Below are 20,711 nucleotides of genomic sequence, written 5' to 3'. Positions count from 1 at the left end.
CGCGGGTCTTGCACTTTCCGGGGTGACCGCACAGGCAGGTGCGGCGCCGGTCGCCGGCGAACCCCCAAGCCCTGCTGGCAAACCCTCAGCCCCTGCTGGGAAAGACGTGCAGGTCACGCTGATCACCGGCGACCGGGTCGTCCTGCACGGCGGGGATCCGGCGAAGCAGTCGGTCGAGCGGGGAGCCGGCCGGGACCGCGTCAGCTTCCAGACCTATCGCTCGGGGGATCACTCGTACGTGATTCCGTCCGATGTGACCAAGGCGATCGGCGCCGGTCGGCTGGACAAGCGGCTGTTCGACGTGACCGGGTTGATCAAGGCTGGGTACGACGATGCGTCGTCCACGGTGATCCCCGTGCTGGCGACGTACGACGGGGCGGCCAAGCGCAGCGCGCCGGTGGGCGCGAGGGTGAAGCGGCAGTTGCCGTCGATCAAGGGTGCGGCCCTGGCGGTGGACAAGGCGAAGGCCGGTGCCTTCCTGGCGAAGCCGGGTGGGTCGGCCAAGATCTGGCTGGATGGCATGCGTCAGGTGACGCTGGACCAGACGGTCCCGCAGATCGGTGCTCCGGCCGCGTGGGAGGCGGGCTTCACCGGCAAGGACGTGAAGGTCGCCGTCCTCGACACCGGGATCGACGCGTCACATCCGGATCTGGCGAGTCAGGTGGTGGAGGCGAAGAACTTCACCGATGCCGAGACCGGCGATCACTTCGGGCACGGCACGCACGTCGCGTCCACGATCGCGGGCACCGGTGCCGCGTCGGGTGGCAGGTACAAGGGGGTGGCGCCGGACGCGAAGTTGTACGACGGCCAGGTCTGTAACGGCTTCGGCCAGTGTCCGGACTCGGCGATCGTGGCCGCGATGGAGTGGGCGGCCAAGGACATCAAGGCCGCTGTCATCAACGTGAGCCTCGGCGGTCCGGACACCCCGGAGCTCGATCCGCTGGAAGAGGCCGTCAATCGGCTGACCGCGGAGACCGGAGCCTTGTTCGTGATCGCGGCCGGCAACTCCGGTCCGGCCGCCCGGACCGTCGGTTCACCGGGCAGTGCGGACGCCGCGCTGACCGTCGGAGCGGTCGACAAGCAAGACCAGTTGGCCGACTTCTCCAGTCGTGGACCGCGAGTCGGCGACAGTGCGCTGAAGCCGGACGTGACCGGGCCCGGGGTCGCTGTGGTCGCCGCCAAGGCGAAGGACTCGATCATCGGCGAGCCGGTCGGCGAGCAGTACCTGCAGCTGTCCGGTACGTCGATGGCGGCGCCGCACACCGCTGGTGCGGCGGCCCTGCTCATGCAGCAGCACCCGGCGTGGAAGGCGGGTGAGCTGAAGAGCACGTTGATGGGATCGGCCAAGGCGGCCGCGGACCAGACGGCGGTCCAGCAGGGGGCCGGGCGGATCGACGCCGCCGCTGCGGTCAAGCAGAACGTGGTCGCGGTGGAAGGCAATGTGTCGTTCGGGCTGGCGACCTATCCGCACACCGACGACGAGCCGGTCACCAAGACGCTGACCTATCGCAATCTCGGCGACGAGGCGGTCACGCTGCAGCTGGCGGCGACCTTCAACGACGCGGCCGGCAACCCGGCACCCGCGGGTGCGCTGCAGTTGAGCGCGACCACGGTGACCGTGCCGGCCGGCCGGACCGCCTCGGTCCAGGTCACGTCGAACACCAAGCACACCGGGCCGGACGGCTTCTACTCCGGCCGGATCGTCGCGACCGGGGCCGGCCACACGATCGGCGTACCGGTCGCGGTGGAGAAGGAGGTCGAGAGCTACAACCTGACCGTGAAGACGATCAATCCGGCCGGTGCGCCGTCGGACTACCCGGTGGTGATCGTCGATGTCGACAACCCCGAGCTGACCCGGTACGACACCGACGGCACGCTGACGGTCAAGCTGCCGAAGGGGGACTACGTCGTCGAGCACTTCCTGGAGCACGAGCGCGCCGCGGACGACTGGGCGATCTACGAAATGGCTGCTCCGAGCGTCACCCTCGACGCCGACCGGACCGTCGTCCTCGACGCCCGGCTGGCCAAGCCCGTGCGCCAGAGCGCGCCCGCGGCGGATGCCGAACAGGTGAAAACCGAGGCTGGTTTCACCCGGCAGTCGGCGACGCCCGGCGCACTACGCTTCTCGTTGGGGATGGCTGTGTCCCGGGATGCGCTCTACACCCTCGGCACCGGTCCGCAGCTGCCGGCTGCGCAGCTGAGCGGCTACGTGACGTCGCAGCTGGCGAAGCCCGGTGCGGACGGCCGCTTCACCAACACGCCCTATGTGTACCAGCTGGCCAAAATCCAGCCTGGGATGTTCGCCACCGGCTACGAGCGCGTCGCGCGGCCGGGTGACCTTGCGACGGTGACCTCGACGATCAACGCGACGTCCGGGGACAGCGCCTACCGGTTCGTCTGGCCGGTGATCCCCGGCACCGTCCCCCTGTCGCGCGGCATCATGTTCGACACGAAGCGGCCGGTCAGCTTCTACTACGACGAGCTCCCGGACGGCTGGCTCGGTGGGGCGGAGGGCACGGACTGGAGTCTGGAGAGCGTGTCGCCGCAGGTGTTCCGCGCCGGGCAGACGTACCAGGAGCGGTGGAACGCGGCAGCGTTCGGTCCGCGCGTTTTCTGGGCCCAGCGGACAGGCGCAACGATGGTGGTGCTGGCCGGGAACGCGGGTGACGCCGAGGGGCACTACGGTCGTACCCCGCTGGACTCGGGGAGCGTTGCCCTGTACCGGGACGGTGTCCAGGTGGCGAGCAACGACACCTTCGGGTACGTGATCGCCGACGGCCTGCCGGCCGGCCAGGCGACGTACAAGCTGGTGACCACCGGAACGCAGTCGCGGACCGAGTTCGCGACCCGCGTCGACCTGACCGCGACCTTCACCTCGGCCGCGTCCATGCAGGACACGCCGCTGGCGATCAGCACCGTCCGCTTCCAGCCCAAGGTCGACGGCGACAATCTGGCGGCCCGCACCAAGCTCACCGTGCTGCCGGTTGTGGTCGACGGCGCAACGGACCTCAAGTCGCTGAAAGTCGAGGTCTCCGGTGACAACGGCACCACCTGGAAGCAGGCATTGGTCACCCGCACCACCAAGGGCTACCAGGCCGCCTTCATCACCCCGGCCGGCCCCACCGTCTCGCTTCGAGCCCACCTGGTCGATCGAGCCGGCAACACCACCGACCAGTCAGTCATCTCCGCCTACAAACTGAAGTAGTCCGAAACATCCCGAGGCCCTCGCCGGTTGCGGCGAGGGCTTCGGTTTGGCCTGTCAGGTGTGGAGGAGCTCGTAGGTGACGCGGTCGTCCAGGACGCCGGATCGGAGGGAGAAGGCCTGGTGTTCCGTTCCGGCGTGGCGGAAGCCGGCTGCTTCCGCGCTGCGGCGGGCGGCGACGTTGGTACCGGCGGTGCGGATCACCAAGCGCCGCTGACCGAAGCCCTCCGGCACAGGAGCGAAGAACCACTGCGCCACTCCTCGCACCGCCTCGGCGGTCAGCCCCCGGCCCTGAGCCTCGGGATGCAGCCAGTAGCCGAGCTCGCCCGCACCGTTGCGCAGGTCGAACAGCGTGAGGTTGCCTAGAGCAACATCCGACGCGCGATCAGCCAGGCACCAGTTGAACCGCACCCCCGCCGCCGCTTGCTCAGCCATGTCCTTCAGCCAGAAGCGAGCGTCCTCCGCAGTGAAGGGCTGCGGGATGAAGGGCAGAAAATGAGCCGTCGCCTGATTGGTCCGTGCCGTCGTGATCCGCTCGACCTCATCGCCGCGCCAGGTCCGCAACCGCAGCCGGTCGGTCTCCAGCACAGGATTCTCGAACCATGGTCCGCGCGGTGCGCGTCGATCGGACGGTGAGATCCATCCGGTCCAGGCATCGGTACGCCGGCCGCCGGTTTCCGCCATATCCGGAATCGTAGGGCCGAAGTGGAACCCGGTGGCCCAGGCGACTCGGCGGGACCCCCAGTTGCCCCGCACCGCCCACCAGTGAATGACGGCGAACCCGCAAGTGGAGAAGCCGAACTCCAGCGCCAGTCGCACCGCCCGCGAGGCGACGCCGGCTCCTCGGGCCCACGGGGACAAGCCGAAGTGCACACTCGCGTTGCCCAGGCGGTCGGGCTCCAGGCCGACGGTTCCGGCGTACCGGTTCTGGTACTCGATCACGAAGACGAGGCGGGTGCCGGCCGACCACGACTCGGTGATGCCGTGCAGGATCCAGTTGCGCGCGTCAGCGGCGTCGTACGAGGTGTTCTCGCTGGTGTAGCGCTCGATCGCGCCGGGCAGGTCATCCGGGCGCGGCGGACGCAAGGTCACCACGCCGTCGGTCAGGACAGGGGCATCGCTGGGAAGGACCACCCGCGCACTCTTCCGAATGCGCGGGCAGAGGGCAACCGGTAATTCAGTCGCCCAGATTGACGCCCGGAAAATCAGCGGCCGACGGGGGAGAGGCCCAGTTGGCGGCCGAGGAGGCCTCGGGGTTTGCCGCCCAGGCGCTCGGCGATCTCGCCGAGGACCAGGGCAGCCGGGGTCTCCGGGTCTGCCTTCACCAGCGGCTCGCCGATGTCGCCGCCGCTGCGAAGGCGCTCGTCCAGCGGCACCTCGCCCAGCAGGGGGATGTCGTACCCAAGGCGCTGAGACAGGGTTGCCGCCACCCGGGCGCCGCCGCCGGAGCCGAAGATCTCGATCCGGTGCTCGGGACCGCAGTGCGGGCAGGGCAGGAAGGACATGTTCTCGATCACGCCGGCCACTCGCTGGTGCACCATCTGGGCCATCGTCCCGGCCCGCTCGGCCACCTCGGCGGCGGCCTCCTGCGGGGTGGTCACGACGATCACCTCGGCGCTGGTCAGCCGCTGGCCGACCGAGATCGCGATGTCACCGGTGCCCGGCGGCAGGTCGAGCAGCAGGACGTCGAGGTCGCCCCAGTAGACGTCGGCCAGCATCTGCACCAGCGCACGGTCCAGGATCGGCCCGCGCCAGGCGACCACCTGGTCGCGCTTGGGCTTCAGCATGCCGATCGAGATCACCTTCACGCCGTGCGCGGGCACCGGCATGATCATGTCGTCGACCGCGGTCGGCCGCTCGTCGGCCACCCCGAACATCGCCGGGATCGAGTGACCGTAGATGTCGGCGTCCAGGACACCGACCGACAACCCCTTGGCCGCCATCGCGACGGCCAGGTTCACCGTCACCGACGACTTGCCGACGCCACCCTTGCCGGAGGCGATCGCGAACACCTTGGTCAGCGAGTCGGCCCGGGAGAACGGGATCTCCTTCTCCGCCACCCCGCCGCGCAACTGCGTCTGCAGGGCCGCGCGCTGCTCGGCCGACATCACCCCGAGCTCGATCTCCACCCCGGTCACGCCGTCGAGCGCGCTGACGGCGGCGGTGGTGTCGCGGCGCAGCGTGTCCTTCATCGGGCAGCCGGCGACGGTCAGCAGGATTTTCACCGCGACCACGCCATCGGTCTTCACCACGACCGATTCGACCATGCCGAGTTCAGTGATCGGCTTCTTGATCTCCGGGTCGATGACGCCACCGAGCGCGGCGGTCACTTGGTCAGCAGTTGGGGCCATACCCACCAGGCTACGTGCTCCCCACACACCCACCCATCCCGGTCCATGTGACGTAGGCCCGGCAAGGCGACCCTAACCTCAGACGCGGTCGTCCTCGCGGTCCTTGAGTTCCAGTTCGGCCAGCAGGGAGCGGAGTTCCGAGCGGAGGAAGTCCCGGGTGGCGACCTCGCCGACGGACATCCGGAGGGAGGCCATCTCGCGGGCCAGGAACTCCATGTCGGCGCGGGTCCGGTCGTCCACGTCGCGGTCGCGTTCGTACTGGACCCGGTCGCGGGACTCCTGCCGGTTCTGGGCGAGCAGGATCAGCGGAGCGGCGTACGAGGCCTGCAGGCTGAGCGCGAGGGTCAGGAAGATGAACGGGTACTGGTCCCAGCGCAGGTGCTCGGGCGCGAAGATGTTCCAGGTCACCCAGAAGACGATCGTGCCGGTCATGTAGACCAGGAACTGCCCCGTGCCGAGGAAGCGGGCGATCCGCTCGGACAGCCGGCCGAAGGCGTCCGCGTCGTACGCGCGCCGGCGCACGATCGTCCGGCGCAGCTCGCGCGGGATGTCCAGCCGGTCGGCGGCCGGCCGCATCAACCGGCGCTCGTCGCTACTGCGGTCGTCACGGGGCATGGCCGTCCACCTCCTGCTGATCGGGTTCGCGCCAGTCGTCGGGGAGTAGATGGTCCAGTACGTCGTCGACGGTGACCGCGCCGAGCAGCCGGCCCTCGTCGTCCAGTACCGGCGCCGCCACCAGGTTGTAGGTGGCGAGGTACTTGCTCACGGCATGCAGACTGTCGTCCGGCCGGAGCCCGTCGAGATCGGTGTCCAGGGCAACGGACACCAGCGCGGACGGCGGTTCGCGGAGCAGCCGCTGGATGTGCCCGACGCCGATGAACCGGCCGGTCGGCGTCTCCAGCGGCGGCCGGCAGACGTAGATCATCGCGGCCAGGGCCGGGCTCAGTTCCGCGTTGCGGACGTGCGCGAGCGCGTCGGCGATGGTCGCGTCGGCCGGCAGGATCACCGGCTCCGACGTCATCAGGCCGCCGGCCGTGCGCTCCTCGTAGGTCAGCAGCCGGCGGACGTCCTCGGCCTCGTCCGGCTCCATCAGGGTCAGCAGCCGTTCGGCCGTGTCGGTCGGCAGCTCGGCGATCAGGTCGGCCGCGTCGTCGGGAGACATCTCCTCGAGCACGTCCGCGGCCCGCTCGGTGTCCAGCCCGGCCAGGATCTCCACCTGGTCGTCCTCGGGCAGCTCCTCCAGTACGTCGGCCAGCCGCTCGTCGTCCAGAGCCGCAGCGATCTCCTTGCGCCGCTTGGGTGAAAGCTCGTGCAGTACTCCGGCCAGGTCGGCCGGCTTCATCGATTCGAAAGCGGCCAGGATGTGGGTCGCGCCCTGGCCCTCCTCCATCTGCGCGAAGCCGCTCACATCGACCCAGTCGAGCACGTGCGACTGTCCGCGGCGCCGCCGGAACCGCTTCGCGCCCTCGGTCACCGCGACCTTCGACAGCACCCAGTCGCGGGTCCGCCACTGCTCCATCGCCAGGTCGAAGACGGTCGCCTCGGTCCCCGACTCGCGGATCGTCACGGTCCGGTCCAGCAGCTCACCGAGCACCAGTACTTCGGTCGCGCGCTGCTTGAAGCGGCGCATGTTCACCAGCCCGGTGGTTATCACGTGACCGGCCTCGACCGACGTCACCCGGGTCATCGGCAGGAAGATCCGCCGCCGGGTGAACACCTCGACCACCAGCCCGAGCACCCGTGGCGGCTGCGTCCCCTGCCGGAGCATGACGACGACGTCGCGAACCTTGCCGACCTGGTCCCCGTTCGGGTCGTACACCGGGAGACCGGCCAGCCGGGCGATGTAAACGCGCGACGGTGATCCGCTCATGGCACTGAGGCTAGTGCCCCAGGACTAAAACTCCGTACATTGTCCCGGCGCCCGGTGACCGTCAGGTGAGCTTGGGTCGGCGGCTGGAGCGGCGGTGAAGGGTGATCGGGCGTTTGCCGCGAGTCGTGGCAGGGCTGCCTGCGGGCGTCTCCAGTCGCAGGCGGTCGTCGTACCGGCCCGCGGCCTCGGTGATTTCGCCGGTGGGCTCCAGGACGAGCAGGTCGGCTTCGGACTGCCAGCGGTCGAGCTGAGTGTCCAGACCGTCGGCGTTGAGCCGCTCCGTTCGCAGTACCTGGGCTGCGGCGGTCCACTCCTCGCTACCGGGCTCCAGCCGCCGTACTGCGGCCTTCCAGCCCGCCAGGCGACTAGTCGCAGGCTTGGCCGGTACTACGACCTCAGCCGTGCCCGCTTCAGCCAACCCGGGCAGCGGCTGCTCAGCACTCCCAGCCCTGTCAGCCAGTACTACGTACGCACCGTCCACTGTGGCGAACCAAGCAGGGGCGGGCCGGCCGCCGTTCCACGACAACCAGACGAGGCCGGCCTTCTTCATCACCCCGGCGATCTCCGCAACAGCCTCGTCAGTCGTCACCAGCACAGGGTGTCACAAGTCACGGATGGCAGCCTGCACTCCCGCTTGGAACCGAGTGTGGGCACCCAGGCCGTGCAGTAGCGCCGCCAGCTTGCGCTGAGCCGTCCGCGGGCTGACCCCGAGTTCCTGCGCTATCGCCTGATCCGAGAAGCCCGACAGCAGCAGTGAGATCAGCAGACGCGTCTCTGCCTCGTCATCCGGCACAGCAGGCAGCGCCCGCTCCCACTGCCTCTCGAAGAGCTCCTGATAGGCGTCGAGCAACCCGCACGGCTGCAAGATCGCAGCACGGTCCTCCCCGAGCACTATCAGCCCCAGCCGCTCGTCGAGGAGGTACAGCTCCATCGGCAGCAGTGGCACCACTCGCGCCTCGGCAGGAGCGTCCGTCGGCAGTACTGCCGCCTCATAGATGGTCCGGCAGTCCACATGGACCTCGACGGGCGGTTGCTGCGACCGGATCAACCTCCGCACCTCGGACCGCGCCGCCTGCTGGACCTGGGCGACCCGTTGACGCACAGCCGCCACACCGCTCACGTACTCGATCAGTGTCGGCGTCGGCCTGGTCACATGCTTGCGGTAGGCGACCTTGAGGGCGGCGATGTGTTCGCGGGCCTCCCGCAGCCGCTGCTCGTGGTCGACCAGCAGCACCTCCAGCGCGATGTCCGGCGACACTGCGACGGTGACGCCGTCCACCAGCGTCGCCAGTCCCTTGTCCACCAGGGCCGTCACCGCGTCGCTGTCAGCCACCGGCTCATGCGAGACCAGAGCCCGGTACGCCGCGTGCTCGGCCGGCGTCAGCCCGAGCACTGTCAGGTCATCCGTCATGTGGGTCCAACCATCCCCGCAGTACAGCCTGGTAGCCCGCCTGGAACCTGGTGTCGGTACCCAGCCGTAGTCGCATCCGCTCGATCCTGGACCGCACACTGCGCTCGGTCCAGCCGAGCTGGGCGGCCGACTCGCTGTCGGTGAGCCCTGACATCAGCAGGGCGAGCAGGTCGCGCTCCTGGTCGGTGGGCTCGTCCGCGCTGCTTGACTGCCCGGCGTACGTGGCCAGCGGGATGGCCCGGCTCCAGAGCTGCTCGAACAGGCCCTGCAGCCCGGTGACCAGGACCGGGTCATGGATCAGCAGACCGGCCGTGTAGCTGGTCGCGTTGACGTCGATCGGGACGAACGCCATCGGCCCGTCGGTCAGCAGCATCTTGAGCGGTACGTCGCCGACCCGGGCCTGCTCGCCGTCGTTGACGCCCCGCACCCGGGCCGCCAGTCGCCCCGGCCGGTCCACCGAGCGGGTCCGGTCGTAGAGGATCCGGATACTGATGTCCATCTCGGCGAGCTTCTCCAGCGGCTCCTGGTCCACCTGCGACGGGTCTTCCATGAACGGCGGCGCGTCCGAGAAGGACAGCTCGCCCTTGGCGCTGCGGACCAGCCGCTCGATCCCGTCGGCGATCTCCGGCTCGCCCCGCAGGACCTCGATCAGCTCGGGCGGCTCGCTGCGCGCAGTACTGGTGTGGAAGCGGGTGGCGAGCAGGACGGTCTCCTGCCGGGCCTTGGCCAGCTCCAGCTCGCGGTCGCGGACCAGGAGCTCCAGGGTGATGTCCGGCGGGAGCACGAGGTAGCGCGGTGGGTCGGACGGCATGAGCGTGATCAGGCCGAGTTCCACCAGCCGGTCGGCGGCGGCCGGGTCGCCCACTTCCGCCTGCGTCAGCGGCCGGTTGGACACGAGTCGCTCATACAGGTCCTGCTCAGCGCGGGTCAGACCGAGTGGCTCCAGCACTGCACGATCATCGCCCACACCGGGGTCTGTGTCTTGCGGTGACCCCCACCACATCGCCGACTGGCGTGAGCGATGTCACCGGCGCCGAGCGGGCGGTTTCGCCGTACGCTGCGAGTGACTGACGGGTAACCGAGCTTAGGGATGCGGCGATGGCTGACGAGACAACCACCGGCAAGGCCTTCCGGAGCAGGCGTTCGTGCCTGGCGACGCCGGGCTCCAACCCGCGCTTCCTGGAGAAGGCCAAGGGCCTGGACGCCGACCAGGTGTTCCTCGACCTGGAGGACTCGGTCGCGCCGATCGCCAAGGTGGACGCGCGCAAGAACATCGTCGCGGCGCTGAACGAGGGCGGCTGGGGCAGCAAGACCCGGGTGGTCCGGGTGAACGACTGGACCACCGAGTGGACCTACGCCGACGTGATCGAGGTGGTCGGCGGGGCCGGTGCCAACCTCGACTGCATCATGCTGCCGAAGGTGCAGACCGCCGAGCAGGTGGTCGCGCTCGATCTGCTGCTGACCCAGCTGGAGAAGGTGCACGGCCTGGAGCCGGGCCGGCTCGGGATCGAGGCGCAGATCGAGAACGCGCTCGGCCTGACCAACGTGAACGCGATCGCGGCCGCCTCGCCGCGGGTCGAGACGATCATCTTCGGCCCGGCCGACTTCATGGCCTCGATCAACATGAAGTCGCTGGTGGTCGGCGAGCAGCCGCCCGGGTACGACGTCGGTGACGCCTACCACTACATCTTGATGCAGATCCTGATGGCCGCCCGGGCGTACGGGAAGCAGGCGATCGACGGGCCGTACCTGCAGATCAAGGAGCTGGACGGCTTCCGCCGGGTCGCGAGCCGCTCGGCCGCGCTCGGCTTCGACGGCAAGTGGGTGCTGCACCCGGACCAGATCGCCGCCGCGAACGAGGTCTACTCGCCGCGCCAGGACGACTACGACCACTCCGAGAACATCCTCGATGCCTACGACCACTACACCTCGGCCGCCGGTGGCGCCCGCGGCGCGGTGATGCTCGGCGACGAGATGATCGACGAGGCGTCCCGCAAGATGGCCCTCGTCATCTCCGCCAAGGGCCGCGCCGCCGGCATGACCCGCACCAACATCTGGAAGCCCGAGGCCTGACCGCGCCACCACTGGTGGGTTCGCACCCTCTTTTGGCACCTTGAACAAGTCATTTCCTGTTCAAGGTCACCGGAAGGTGTTCAAACCCACCAGAGGGGGCTGGGGGGTCAGCTGAAGGTGAGCGCCTTGAGGATGTGGATCGGGCGGGCCGGCGGGCCGTCCAGGTCCGGGTCGGCGATGCCGGCCTTGACCATCCGGTCGAAGGTGGCCATCCCGTGGATCACCCGGCCGAGCACGGTGTAGTTCGGCGGGATGTTGGCGAACGAGTGCACGACGAAGAACTCGCTGCCGTTGGTGCCCGGGCCTTGGTTGCCCATGGCAACGGTGCCGCGGGGGTAGGTCTCCTTGCCGGTCACCTCGTCGGGGAACTTGTACCCCGGTCCGCCCTCCTCCTGCCGATAGATGTCACCGCACTGCAGGACACCGAGCCGGGCGGAGTTGGTCAGCCGGAAGCACTGGGTCCTGTCGTAGAACCGGCTGTTGGTCAGGTGCACGAAGCTGGACACGCCACAGGGCGCGTTCGCGCGATCCATCCGGACCACGAACGAGCCGTAGTTGGTCGCGAAGAACACGTCGACGGTGCCCTTCGCGACCGCGGTGGCCGGTGGGATGGTGACCGGCTTGGCGGCCGGGTTCTCCGGAGTCGGGGTGAACTCGCACTGCACGGTCGGCGGCCGGGTCCCGGCCGGTGCGGCGGGCGCGGCGCCCGCGGTGGTCGAGGTCAGGGTCGACGCGGCAAGTCCGGCGACGACCAGCAAGCTGAGTTTGCGCAACATACGGGTCAACCTAGCTGCGGGTGACAGCGATGTCACCGGATTCCCGGCCCATCAAACGCCCGACCCGTACGCCGGGCCGCCGGGCAGCCCGGCGTACGCGTGGGGGCTTTGATGGCCTGGGGGTCCGCCACCTCAGGTTTTGCCGAAGGAAAGGGCCGCGCACTCGCACCGGGCGGGCGAGCCGCCTAGGGTGGGGCGCTGATCGGCTGACAGTGAGGTGTTGGGTGTGAACGGCGAGGTACTCGCGGGGCGCTATCGATTGCTGGCCCCGCTGGGGCGCGGCGGCGCGGGCGAGGTGTGGCGGGCCGAGGACTCGGTGCTGGCCCGACCGGTGGCGGTGAAACTGCTGCGCCGGCTGGAAGGCGACCCGGTGGACGCCGTCGAGCGCTTCCGCACCGAGGCACGCGCGTCGGCCCGGCTGACCCATCCGAACGTGGTCGCGACCTACGACGTCGGTACTGCGAACGGCCAGGTCTTCCTGGTGATGGAACTCGTCGACGGGCCGGACCTGGCGCAGTTGCTGCGCTCGAAGGGGTTGCCGCCGGATCAATTCGTCGCTGACATCGCACTGCAGGGTGCTCGCGCGTTGGATGCGGCCCACGCGGCGGGGATCGTCCACCGCGACGTGAAACCCGGCAACCTGTTGCTGGCGCCCGACGGCACACTCAAGATGACCGACTTCGGTATCGCCCAGGCCGTTGGCGTCGACAACTCCACTGGACCGGTACTACTCGGCACCGCCGGCTACGTCTCGCCCGAACAGGTCCGCGGCGAGCGCGCCACCCCCGCCAGCGACTGGTACGCCTTCGGCTGCGTCCTCTACGAACTCCTCGAAGGCACGCCACCCTTCACCGGCACAGACGTCATGAACGTCATGCACCAACACCTGGACACCCCACCACCCCCAGTCCGCCAGACCGAGACAGTCCCCGGCCTAGCAGACCTAGTCATGACCCTCCTCTCCAAAAACCCAGCCGCTCGCCCCTCCTCAGCCGCTGCAGTAGCCGCGTACCTGAACAGCTCCACGACCCAACCCGCAGACAACAGCACCCGAGTCCTGCCGACGCTTCCGGCACAGGTAGTTGGAGGCTCCGCAGAAGCAGCTGCAGGGTCGGCGCCGGTGGCTGCGGCGGGGATCTTGCCGGCGGGTGCGTTTGACGAGCGTGACGAGCCGGTTGAGCGGGAGTCGCGGCGGGGAGCGTTTGTGAAGGCCGGTGTGGCGGCTGGGGTTGTGGTGGTTGGGGTGGTTATTGCTGTGTTGTTGCGGCAGGGGGTGGCTTCTGATTCGCCGGCTCAGGCGGGTGGGGTGCCTTCGGTTACTCCGTCTGTGACGGTCAAGGCGGTGGTGACGCCCAAGGCGACTCCTACGCCGAGTAAGACGCCCAGTAAGAAGCCGACGCCCAAGAAGACCGCTACGAAGAAGCCGTCTACTCCGCAGGTCGGTTCGCCGGCGTCGCTGCGGTTGTTGGCCCAGATGCTGCGGCAGCACGAGCAGGAGCGCGGCATGAAGACCGCGCGCGAGGCTGCCAAGGATCTGGATCAGGCGGCCAAGGCGCTCGAGGAAGACGACGTCGAGCAGGCGAGGAAGCAGTTCCAGCAGGCCAGGCAGCGGCTGCTGGAGGCTCAGCGCGAAGGGCGCTGGCGCTCCACCCCGCAGATCTCCGCCATGTTCGCGGTCATCGGCGCTACGTTGCGGGAGGACGACGGCGACGGCGACAACAACGACGGTGACGGCAGCGGCTGGAACGGCAACGGCTGGAACAGCAACTGAACCAGCCGGCCGAACCCCGCGCACCGCAGTACCGGCGTGAGGCAGGTGACGGTCGCGGGGTGGCCGGTGTCACAGCGGGTGTCGGGCTGGGCCGACATGCTGGGAGCCGCGATACTCACCAGTAGTGCCGTAGCTAGGGGTCGCGGGCCGACGGAAGGAGCGCCGCTGATGAGCAGGTTGCAGCAGACCGAGGGACTCACCGACATCCAGGAGGAGATCCTGAAGACGGTCCGGGCCTTCGTCGAGTCCGAGATCCTGCCGGTGGCGACCGAGCTGGAACACAAGGACGAGTACCCGACCCAGATCGTCGAGGGCCTCAAGGAGCTCGGCCTGTTCGGGCTGATGATCCCGGAGGAGTACGGCGGGCTGGGCGAGTCGCTGCTCACCTACGCGCTCTGCGTCGAGGAGATCGCCCGCGGCTGGATGAGCGTGTCGGGCATCATCAACACGCACTTCATCGTCGCCTACATGCTGCTGCAGCACGGCACCGACGAGCAGAAGCAGAAGTACCTGCCGCGGATGGCCGCCGGCGAGGTCCGCGGCGCGTTCTCGATGTCCGAGCCCGGCTGTGGTTCCGACGTCGCCGCGATCAAGACCAAGGCCGTCAAAGATGGTGACATGTACGTCGTCAACGGCCAGAAGATGTGGCTGACCAACGGCGGCAGCGCCAACCTGGTCGCCGTCCTGACCAAGACCGACGAGGGCTCGGACTCGGTCTACAAGAACATGACCACCTTCCTGGTCGAGAAGGAGCCGGGTTTCGGTGAGGTCGACAAGGGCCTGACCGTGCCGGGCAAGATCGAGAAGATGGGCTACAAGGGCGTCGACACGACCGAGCTGATCTTCGACGGCTACCGGATCGACGCCGGCCAGATCCTCGGCGGCGTACCGGGCAGGGGTTTCTACCAGATGATGGACGGTGTCGAGGTCGGCCGGGTGAACGTGGCCGCGCGCGGCTGCGGGGTGGCCCGGCGGGCGTTCGAGCTCGGCATCTCCTACGCCCAGCAGCGCGAGACGTTCGGCAAGAAGATCGCCGAGCACCAGGCGGTGTTGTTCCGGCTGGCCGACATGGCGGTCAAGGTGGAGGCCGCGCACGAGCTGATGGTCAAGGCGGCCCGGAAGAAGGACGCCGGTTCGCGCAACGACTTCGAGGCCGGCGTGGCGAAGTACCTGGCCAGTGAGTACTGCTCACAGGTGGTCGAGGACTCGTTCCGGATCCACGGCGGCTACGGGTTCTCCAAGGAGTACGAGATCGAGCGGCTCTACCGCGAGGCGCCGATGTTGCTGATCGGCGAGGGCACGGCCGACATCCAGCGGATGATCATCGGCCGTCGTCTGCTCGAGGACTACAAGCTGTAGGACTTCAGTGCGCTGGTACTGCGGGCCGCGCGTTCTGGCGCAGGCTGCCGGAGCCGTGGCCGGACAGTAGCCAGATGCCCAACTGGGTCACCTCGTGCTGGACGGATGCGCCGACTCGCCGCGTGGTGATCAGCCCCGCCTCCCGCAGTACGGTCGCCTGGTGGCTGGCCGCGGCCGGGGAGATCTTGCAACGGCGGGCCAGCTCGGTCGTCGTACAGCCGGTCACTGTGGCTTCCAGCGCGGCGGCGCGCGTGGAGCCGAGCAGGGAGCCGAGGACGTCCGAGGAGTCCGTCGAGTCGGAGGTGGCCTGGCGCAGGATGCCCGGCGCGTGCTGGATCGGGTAGACCAGGATCGGCTTCAGCTCGGGATCCCGCAGCTTGGTGGGGACCTGCCAGCAGAAGGCGGACGGCTGCAGCTCGATGCCACGCCCGTCCAGGTAGAGGTCGCGGTCCTGCATGTCCAGCACCTGCAGCACCGGCGCCACCCAGCGGACGCGCGGGTGCAGCGTCGACAGCAACCGGTCGACACCGTGCCGTGCAAGGGCTTCGCCGCGATGCGCGTGGTCAGCGGAGACGTGGGTGCCGATCGACTTCCAGTACGGCGCGATGGCGGCATCGTGGTACGACCGGATCGCCCGGCCGAGCTTGTGCAGGGCGCTGCTCTCGCCCTGTGCCAGCTCCCGGGTCCACGGGGAGACCGGACGGTACCTGCTCAGCAATTGCAGCTGGCTGCGCAACTGCTGACGTGGCGTCGACAGCATCAGCTCCAGCGCGGTCTCGAAGTCCGGCGCGGACGCGGCCGGGGTGAGGAAGTCGGGGGAGTAGCCCTTCGGCGGGGTCAGCTCGAGCAGCAGCCGCATCTGGTCCGGCGCCACCTTGGTGCGGATCGAGCGGCGCCAGTCCTCGAAGATCAGCCGGCCCTCGGAGTGCTGGAGCATGTGCAGACTGAGCAGGATCTCCCACGACGGCGCCGGCTTCGTGGAGACGGTCGTCCGCGCGAGGTCGCGTGGAGTGAAATGAATGCGCAGCACGGAACCCTCCCTCATCCTCAGCGTCCCGGCGTCCCCGTTGCCGTCGGTCGCGGATCGTGGCGGACCACTGACCGAACGCTATGGCCCGATTGAATCAGGTCTATTCCAGAGCACACAACCGTTTGAGTCACACTCGGCCGGGGCAGTGGCGGCCATGGCAAGAGGTTGCCAACCGGCCGGAGAACGGGTATGGCGGCCGGCCGGTCAATGCGGGTGGCGGTGAGTTGTCAGAGCCACCGATTGCGCTTGAACAACAGGTAGAGCACCGTGCAGGCGGTCAGCATCAGCCCGAGCACCGCGTAGTACCCGTACTTCCAGGTCGTCTCGGGCATGTTGTCGAAGTTCATCCCGTAGACGCCGGCGATCATCGTCGGCACCGCGAGGATCGCCACCCAGGCAGAGATCCGGCGCATGTCGTCGTTCTCCGACACCTGGACCTGGGCCAGCCCGGCCTGCAGGATCGAGCTCAGCAGCTCGTCGAACGAGACCACCTGCTCCTTGACCCGCAGCAGGTGGTCGTCGACGTCGCGGAAGTAGTTCCTGGTCTCGTCGCTGATCAGCGGGTGCTCCTGTGTCGACAGCGCGCGCATCGGGCCGGTCAGCGGCGCCACTGCCCGCTTCAGCTCCAGTACCTCGCGCTTGAGCTGGTACACCCGGTCGATGTTGCGCCAGCCCCGCGGGCTGAACATGTCGACCTCGATCAGGTCGATGTCGGCCTGTACCGCGGCCGCGACGGCAAGGTAGCTGTCGACCACATGGTCGGCGATGGCGTGCAGTACGCCGCCCGGTCCGGCCGCCAGACGTTTCGGCACCTTCTCCAGCTGCTGCCGCAGCCCGGTCAGCTCGCCGTGGTCCCCGTGCCGCACGGTGATCACGAAGCCGGGACCGCAGAAGACCATCACCTCACCGGTCTCCACCACCTCACTGGTGGCGGTCAGGTCGCCGTGCGGCACGTACCGGACCGTCTTCAGTACTGCGAACAGCGTCTCGCCGTACCGCTCCAGCTTCGGCCGCTGGTGTGCCTCGGTGGCGTCCTCGAGCGCCAGCTGGTGCAACCCGAACTCACTGCCGAGCACTGCCAGCTGGCGCTCGTTGGGCTCGAACAGACCGATCCAGACGAACCCGTCGCCGCGTCTGGCCCGGGTGAGGGCGTCGACGTACGACGCGGGCCGGGGGTCGCGGCGGCCGCCCCGGTAGTAGGCCCAGTCGACCAGGGCGCCGTCCAGCTTGCCGCTGCCGACCAGGTCGAGAGGTGCGCCGGCACCCGGGGAACGCCTGGCGAAGACGCGTCCCACCCGGCGTGTCGCGCCCATGTCCCACTTCCATCCGGTCATCGAGGCGAGGCTATCAACGGCCCGTCACCAGTCGTCGGCAATGATGGAGTTGCCAGCAAGCGGAGAGGAACGACGATGACCACGCAGGGCATGCCCTCGATGGACCCCAGACCCACCGGTCTGACGATCGGGACCTATGACACCTACCGGGAGGCGCAGCGAGCGGTCGACTACCTCTCGGACGAGAAGTTCCCGGTCGAGCACACCACCATCGTCGGCAACAACCTTCGCCAGGTGGAGAAGATCACCGGGCGGCTGAGCTGGGGCAAGGCACTCACCGCCGGGCTGGCCAGCGGCGCCTGGTTCGGCCTGTTCGTCGGTGTCCTGCTCGGCTTGTTCACCAGCGGCAACGGCGGCTGGCTGGCGGCCGTGGTGACCGGCGTGGTGCTGGGCGCGCTCTTCGGGATGGCGTTCGGTGCGATCGGCTACGCCCAGCTCGGCGGCCGCCGCGACTTCACCTCGCGCACCGCGGTGGTGGCGACGACGTACGACGTGCTGTGCGACTTCAAGCACGCCGAAGAGGCCCGGAACCACCTGGCCAAGCTGGCCCTCAAGGGCGAGGTCGCCCCGCGGCTGCCGGAGCAGTCGAACTAGGAACGCAGGGCACTAGCTGACACCGGGGACGAAGCCGGTCTCCTCCTGGATCCTGGCCGCTTCGGTGGCGTGGCCGGCGGCAGGTTCCACGACGGCGAGCAGGAGCAAGGCACGGCAGGCGAGGATGCGATGGCCGAGCTGGCGGGCGGACCGCAACGCCTGCTTGGCCAGCTCCGCTGCCCGTTCCGGTTGCCCTCGCCCCAGGTCGGCTTCGGCCAGGCCCAGCACGGACTCCGCGACTGTGGCCTGGTGGCCGTTGCTGCGGGCGATACCGCGAGCAGCCTGGTGATGGCGCGCAGCGTCGTTCCAGTGGCCCCGCCGGCTGCAGATCTTTCCCAGGACGTTCAGAGCCGCGGCCTCGTGCCACGGCCGGCCGCTGCCGTGGCTGCGGGTCAGTGCCCTTCTGGTCCAGCTCTCGGCCTCCTCCAGGTAGCCCAGATCGGCGTAGAGCAAGGCCGTCTCGTACTGCTGCGGCAGTGACTCGTCCTCCGACTGCGCGGCCTCGCTGAGATCCGTCTCTGCTTGGGTCAGGTCTCCCAGTAACCGGTGGGCCACGCCTCGGTTGAACAGAGCCACTGTCCTGCTGCGGCTGTCGGGCGCGATGGCGACAGCCTCGTCCGCGGCCGCGAGTGCCCCGGCGAGGTCGCCCAGGTTGCACTGCGCATTGCTGAGGCTGTTCAGGGCGTTGGCCAGAGCTACCGGGCGGTCGTGCTCGCGCAGACCGGCGACTCCCCGCTTCAGCAACTCCGCTGCCTTCAGCGACTGGCCCTTATCGTCGTAGGCCATGCCCAGGTTGCAGAGCAGTGCCGAGTACCCCAGGGTGAATCCCGCCCGCGCGTAGAACTCCGCAGCCTCACGGGCCAGCTCGATGGCCGCGGCGTTGTCGCCACTGACGAACTGCAGCGCTCCAAGACTGTGCAGCATCGCGCCTTGCCCGCCGAGGTCGCCACTGTTCCTGGCGGCCGCCATCCCGGCCAGAACCGTTGCCCGCCACGCATCCAGCCTATGGTTGATGGTCAGGTAGTGGCGGAGGATGTCGGCCAACTGCCACGCCACCTGATTCGGGCCGCGCTCGGCAGCGCGCTTGATCATGGCAACCAGGCCCGCCTCCTCCTGCTCGAGCCAGGTGTGCGCCTCGTCGGGGTCGCCGAACGTCTGCGAGCCGAGTCGAGGTGTCAGCCGGACCGCAGGCAGGTAGGCGAAGCGGGTAGCGGCGTCAGCGGTCGACAGGTACCACTCACACAGTCGCAGCCAGGCCGCCTGGGCTTCCGGCTCCGCCTCGGCACGCTGTTCGGCGTACAGGCGGATGAGGTCGTGCATGCGGTACCGGTCGGCTTGGCGGACCAGCAGGTTGGCGCTGACCAGGCTGTCGAGGAGTGTGCCGGCCTCCTGCGTTCCCGTGCCGAGTAGTGCGGCGGCAGTCGGGATTGTCACGTCTGGACCGGGCACCAGTCCCAGTAGGGCGAACAGGTGTCGGGAGTCGGGGAGCAAGCCCTCGTACGAACGCGCGAAGGCGCCCTCGACGGCTGCGTCGGGTTCACCGACTACTGACAGCGCCAGCAACCTGTTGCTGCCCCGAAGCTCCTCGACGTACGCCGCGATCGAGTCCTCCGAGCGTTGAGCCAGGTGACCGGCGGCGATCCGCAGAGCGAGGGGGAGACAGCCACAGAGCTTGGCTAGCTCCTCCACAGCCGGTAGCTCACCATCGACTCTTTCCGACCCGAGTACAGCCCGCAGTAGCTCAACGGCTTCGGCCAACTCCAGTACTGCGACCGTCGTGCCCAATGCGCTGTCCAGGACACTCAACCCGGCCAGCTCATTCCGGCTCGTCACCAGTACTGCGCTGTCGCGTGAGCCCGGCAGTAGTGGCCGGACCTGCGGTGAGTTCTTGGCATCGTCGAGCAGGATCAGGACCCGCTTGTCGGCCAGTAGCGAGCGCAACCGGGCCGACAGTGTGTCGACATCACCCGTCATCGCCTCAGCACCGGCCAGCTCCAGCAGCGAGCGCAGTACCTCCAGTGGGTCCCTCTCGGAGTCACCGGCGCCGTCCAGGCGCACGTACCACTGCCCGTCGGGATACCTGCTCCGCAACCGGTGAGCGACCCGCACTGCCAGCGCCGTCTTGCCCGCACCCGGCGGCCCGCTGATGGTGACCACCGGTACTGCGGCAGGGCTCGTCAGCCGGTCCAGGATCGCGTCCACCTCGTCCTGACGGCCGACGAAGTCCCCGATGTCGAGTGGGAGCTGCCGGTGCACCTGCCACTCGGCCGAGGCCGCCGGGCGCTCAGTCTGTTGCCCGGCCAGTACGGCGATGTGGACGCGACGGATCTCCTCACCGGGATCGACACCCAGCTCGTCCCGCAGCAGAGCAGCCACCTGGTGGTACGCCGCCAGGGCGTCACCCTGCCGAGCCGAGTTGTGCAGGGCGAGCATCAGCTGGGCCCAGAACCGCTCGCGGAGCGGGTACTGCTTGGTCAGTGCGGTCAGCTCCGGTACCAGTTGGGTGTGCTCACGCAGGGTGAGCCGTTCGTCGATCAGCTGCTCGGTGACGCGCAGCCACTCCTCCTGCAGCACCGCTCTCTGGTCCCGGACCACCGGGTAGTCCAGGGTGCCGGTCAGCGGCTCCCCTTCCCACAGCTGCAGTGCCGCCGTCAGGTCCTCGATGGTGCCGGCAGCCGCCAGCAGCCGGAACTGCAGAAGGTCCAGCTGGTGATCCTCGACATCCAGTCGGTAGCCGCCGATCACCGTCTGGAGCCGGGCTTCCGGGCCGAGCACGGCCCGCAGCCTCGACACGGCCGTGTGCAGGGCGCGCTGCGGCCGGGTCGGCGGCTCACCACCCCAGAGCCAGAGGACCAACTCCGGGAAGGTGACGGTCTGGTTCGCGTTGATCAGCAGGGCGGCCAGCAGGTTCCGCAACCGGGGTGCCCCGATCGGCACCTC

Annotated in this window: 16 protein-coding genes; 5 read left to right on the top strand and 11 right to left on the bottom strand. The window is 68.8% G+C overall.

Translation table 11 applies throughout. The features are described from left to right. The first annotated feature begins 22 nt into the window (after positions 1-22). On the top strand, positions 23-3,205 hold the full coding sequence (locus ACQPYM_RS32600) for a S8 family serine peptidase (protein WP_433008172.1): 3,183 nt from the start codon (positions 23-25) through the stop codon (positions 3,203-3,205). Positions 3,206-3,259: 54 nt separating this feature from the next. Here the strand turns inward: ACQPYM_RS32600 and ACQPYM_RS32595 are convergent, their stop codons facing one another. From ACQPYM_RS32595 to ACQPYM_RS32565, 7 genes are all read right to left on the bottom strand, one after another. Then, complete coding sequence (locus ACQPYM_RS32595) at positions 3,260-4,336, bottom strand: GNAT family N-acetyltransferase (protein WP_433008170.1); 1,077 nt, start codon at positions 4,334-4,336, stop codon at positions 3,260-3,262. A gap of 71 nt (positions 4,337-4,407) precedes the next feature. Continuing rightward, a complete protein-coding gene (locus tag ACQPYM_RS32590) occupies positions 4,408-5,553 on the bottom strand; it encodes an Mrp/NBP35 family ATP-binding protein (RefSeq protein WP_433008168.1) in 1,146 nt (381 codons plus the stop codon). A 78-nt stretch (positions 5,554-5,631) separates the two neighbouring features. Continuing rightward, positions 5,632-6,168: a DUF1003 domain-containing protein gene (locus ACQPYM_RS32585; protein WP_433008166.1), complete on the bottom strand. Its 537-nt coding sequence runs from the start codon at positions 6,166-6,168 to the stop codon at positions 5,632-5,634. Beyond that, complete coding sequence (locus ACQPYM_RS32580) at positions 6,158-7,423, bottom strand: magnesium transporter MgtE N-terminal domain-containing protein (protein ID WP_433008164.1); 1,266 nt, start codon at positions 7,421-7,423, stop codon at positions 6,158-6,160. The genes ACQPYM_RS32585 and ACQPYM_RS32580 overlap by 11 nt, the downstream gene beginning before the upstream one ends. A gap of 61 nt (positions 7,424-7,484) precedes the next feature. Further along, positions 7,485-8,012: a hypothetical protein gene (locus ACQPYM_RS32575; RefSeq protein WP_433008162.1), complete on the bottom strand. Its 528-nt coding sequence runs from the start codon at positions 8,010-8,012 to the stop codon at positions 7,485-7,487. A gap of 12 nt (positions 8,013-8,024) precedes the next feature. Next, a complete protein-coding gene (locus tag ACQPYM_RS32570; protein WP_433008160.1) occupies positions 8,025-8,834 on the bottom strand; it encodes a hypothetical protein in 810 nt (269 codons plus the stop codon). Next, complete coding sequence (locus tag ACQPYM_RS32565) at positions 8,824-9,783, bottom strand: hypothetical protein (RefSeq protein WP_433008158.1); 960 nt, start codon at positions 9,781-9,783, stop codon at positions 8,824-8,826. The genes ACQPYM_RS32570 and ACQPYM_RS32565 overlap by 11 nt, the downstream gene beginning before the upstream one ends. A 149-nt stretch (positions 9,784-9,932) precedes the next feature. Here ACQPYM_RS32565 and ACQPYM_RS32560 point away from each other — a divergent pair, with 149 nt between their 5' ends. Further along, on the top strand, positions 9,933-10,907 hold the full coding sequence (locus ACQPYM_RS32560; RefSeq protein ID WP_433008156.1) for an HpcH/HpaI aldolase/citrate lyase family protein: 975 nt from the start codon (positions 9,933-9,935) through the stop codon (positions 10,905-10,907). A gap of 107 nt (positions 10,908-11,014) precedes the next feature. Here ACQPYM_RS32560 and ACQPYM_RS32555 read toward each other — a convergent pair whose 3' ends face one another. Then, on the bottom strand, positions 11,015-11,683 hold the full coding sequence (locus ACQPYM_RS32555; protein ID WP_433008154.1) for a peptidylprolyl isomerase: 669 nt from the start codon (positions 11,681-11,683) through the stop codon (positions 11,015-11,017). A gap of 226 nt (positions 11,684-11,909) precedes the next feature. Here ACQPYM_RS32555 and ACQPYM_RS32550 point away from each other — a divergent pair, with 226 nt between their 5' ends. Both ACQPYM_RS32550 and ACQPYM_RS32545 read left to right on the top strand, forming a co-directional pair. Then, the gene (locus tag ACQPYM_RS32550; protein ID WP_433008152.1) at positions 11,910-13,454 is read left to right on the top strand and encodes a protein kinase domain-containing protein; all 1,545 of its coding nucleotides are present in this window, start codon (positions 11,910-11,912) and stop codon (positions 13,452-13,454) included. A 168-nt stretch (positions 13,455-13,622) separates the two neighbouring features. Further along, positions 13,623-14,813 carry an acyl-CoA dehydrogenase family protein gene (locus ACQPYM_RS32545; RefSeq protein ID WP_433008150.1) on the top strand — a complete coding sequence of 397 codons (1,191 nt, stop codon included), beginning with the start codon at positions 13,623-13,625 and terminating at the stop codon, positions 14,811-14,813. A gap of 4 nt (positions 14,814-14,817) precedes the next feature. On the opposite strand, the gene ACQPYM_RS32540 is transcribed toward ACQPYM_RS32545, so the two are convergent. Both ACQPYM_RS32540 and ACQPYM_RS32535 read right to left on the bottom strand, forming a co-directional pair. Beyond that, entirely contained in the window at positions 14,818-15,843 is a 1,026-nt protein-coding gene (locus ACQPYM_RS32540; protein ID WP_433008148.1) for an ArsR/SmtB family transcription factor, read from the bottom strand. 227 nt (positions 15,844-16,070) lie between these two features. Next, the gene (locus ACQPYM_RS32535) at positions 16,071-17,177 is read right to left on the bottom strand and encodes a magnesium and cobalt transport protein CorA (RefSeq protein ID WP_433008146.1); all 1,107 of its coding nucleotides are present in this window, start codon (positions 17,175-17,177) and stop codon (positions 16,071-16,073) included. Between the two features lie 75 nt (positions 17,178-17,252). Here ACQPYM_RS32535 and ACQPYM_RS32530 point away from each other — a divergent pair, with 75 nt between their 5' ends. After that, entirely contained in the window at positions 17,253-17,771 is a 519-nt protein-coding gene (locus ACQPYM_RS32530) for a general stress protein (protein WP_433008144.1), read from the top strand. 12 nt (positions 17,772-17,783) lie between these two features. Here the strand turns inward: ACQPYM_RS32530 and ACQPYM_RS32525 are convergent, their stop codons facing one another. Continuing rightward, positions 17,784-20,708: a BTAD domain-containing putative transcriptional regulator gene (locus tag ACQPYM_RS32525; protein WP_433008142.1), complete on the bottom strand. Its 2,925-nt coding sequence runs from the start codon at positions 20,706-20,708 to the stop codon at positions 17,784-17,786. Positions 20,709-20,711 lie beyond the last annotated feature (3 nt).

This window comes from Kribbella sp. CA-294648 (assembly GCF_050943845.1).
In the GTDB taxonomy this organism is placed as follows: domain Bacteria; phylum Actinomycetota; class Actinomycetes; order Propionibacteriales; family Kribbellaceae; genus Kribbella.
This window is presented reverse-complemented; position numbering and strand designations above follow the sequence as displayed.

Coding starts and splice junctions, on each gene's coding strand:
- ACQPYM_RS32590 (WP_433008168.1), bottom strand. CDS start 5,553: ATGGCCCCAACTGCTGACCAAGTGACCGCCGCGCTCGGTGGCGTCATC.
- ACQPYM_RS32585 (WP_433008166.1), bottom strand. CDS start 6,168: ATGCCCCGTGACGACCGCAGTAGCGACGAGCGCCGGTTGATGCGGCCG.
- ACQPYM_RS32580 (WP_433008164.1), bottom strand. CDS start 7,423: ATGAGCGGATCACCGTCGCGCGTTTACATCGCCCGGCTGGCCGGTCTC.
- ACQPYM_RS32570 (WP_433008160.1), bottom strand. CDS start 8,834: ATGACGGATGACCTGACAGTGCTCGGGCTGACGCCGGCCGAGCACGCG.
- ACQPYM_RS32560 (WP_433008156.1), top strand. CDS start 9,933: ATGGCTGACGAGACAACCACCGGCAAGGCCTTCCGGAGCAGGCGTTCG.
- ACQPYM_RS32555 (WP_433008154.1), bottom strand. CDS start 11,683: ATGTTGCGCAAACTCAGCTTGCTGGTCGTCGCCGGACTTGCCGCGTCG.
- ACQPYM_RS32545 (WP_433008150.1), top strand. CDS start 13,623: ATGAGCAGGTTGCAGCAGACCGAGGGACTCACCGACATCCAGGAGGAG.
- ACQPYM_RS32535 (WP_433008146.1), bottom strand. CDS start 17,177: ATGACCGGATGGAAGTGGGACATGGGCGCGACACGCCGGGTGGGACGC.
- ACQPYM_RS32530 (WP_433008144.1), top strand. CDS start 17,253: ATGACCACGCAGGGCATGCCCTCGATGGACCCCAGACCCACCGGTCTG.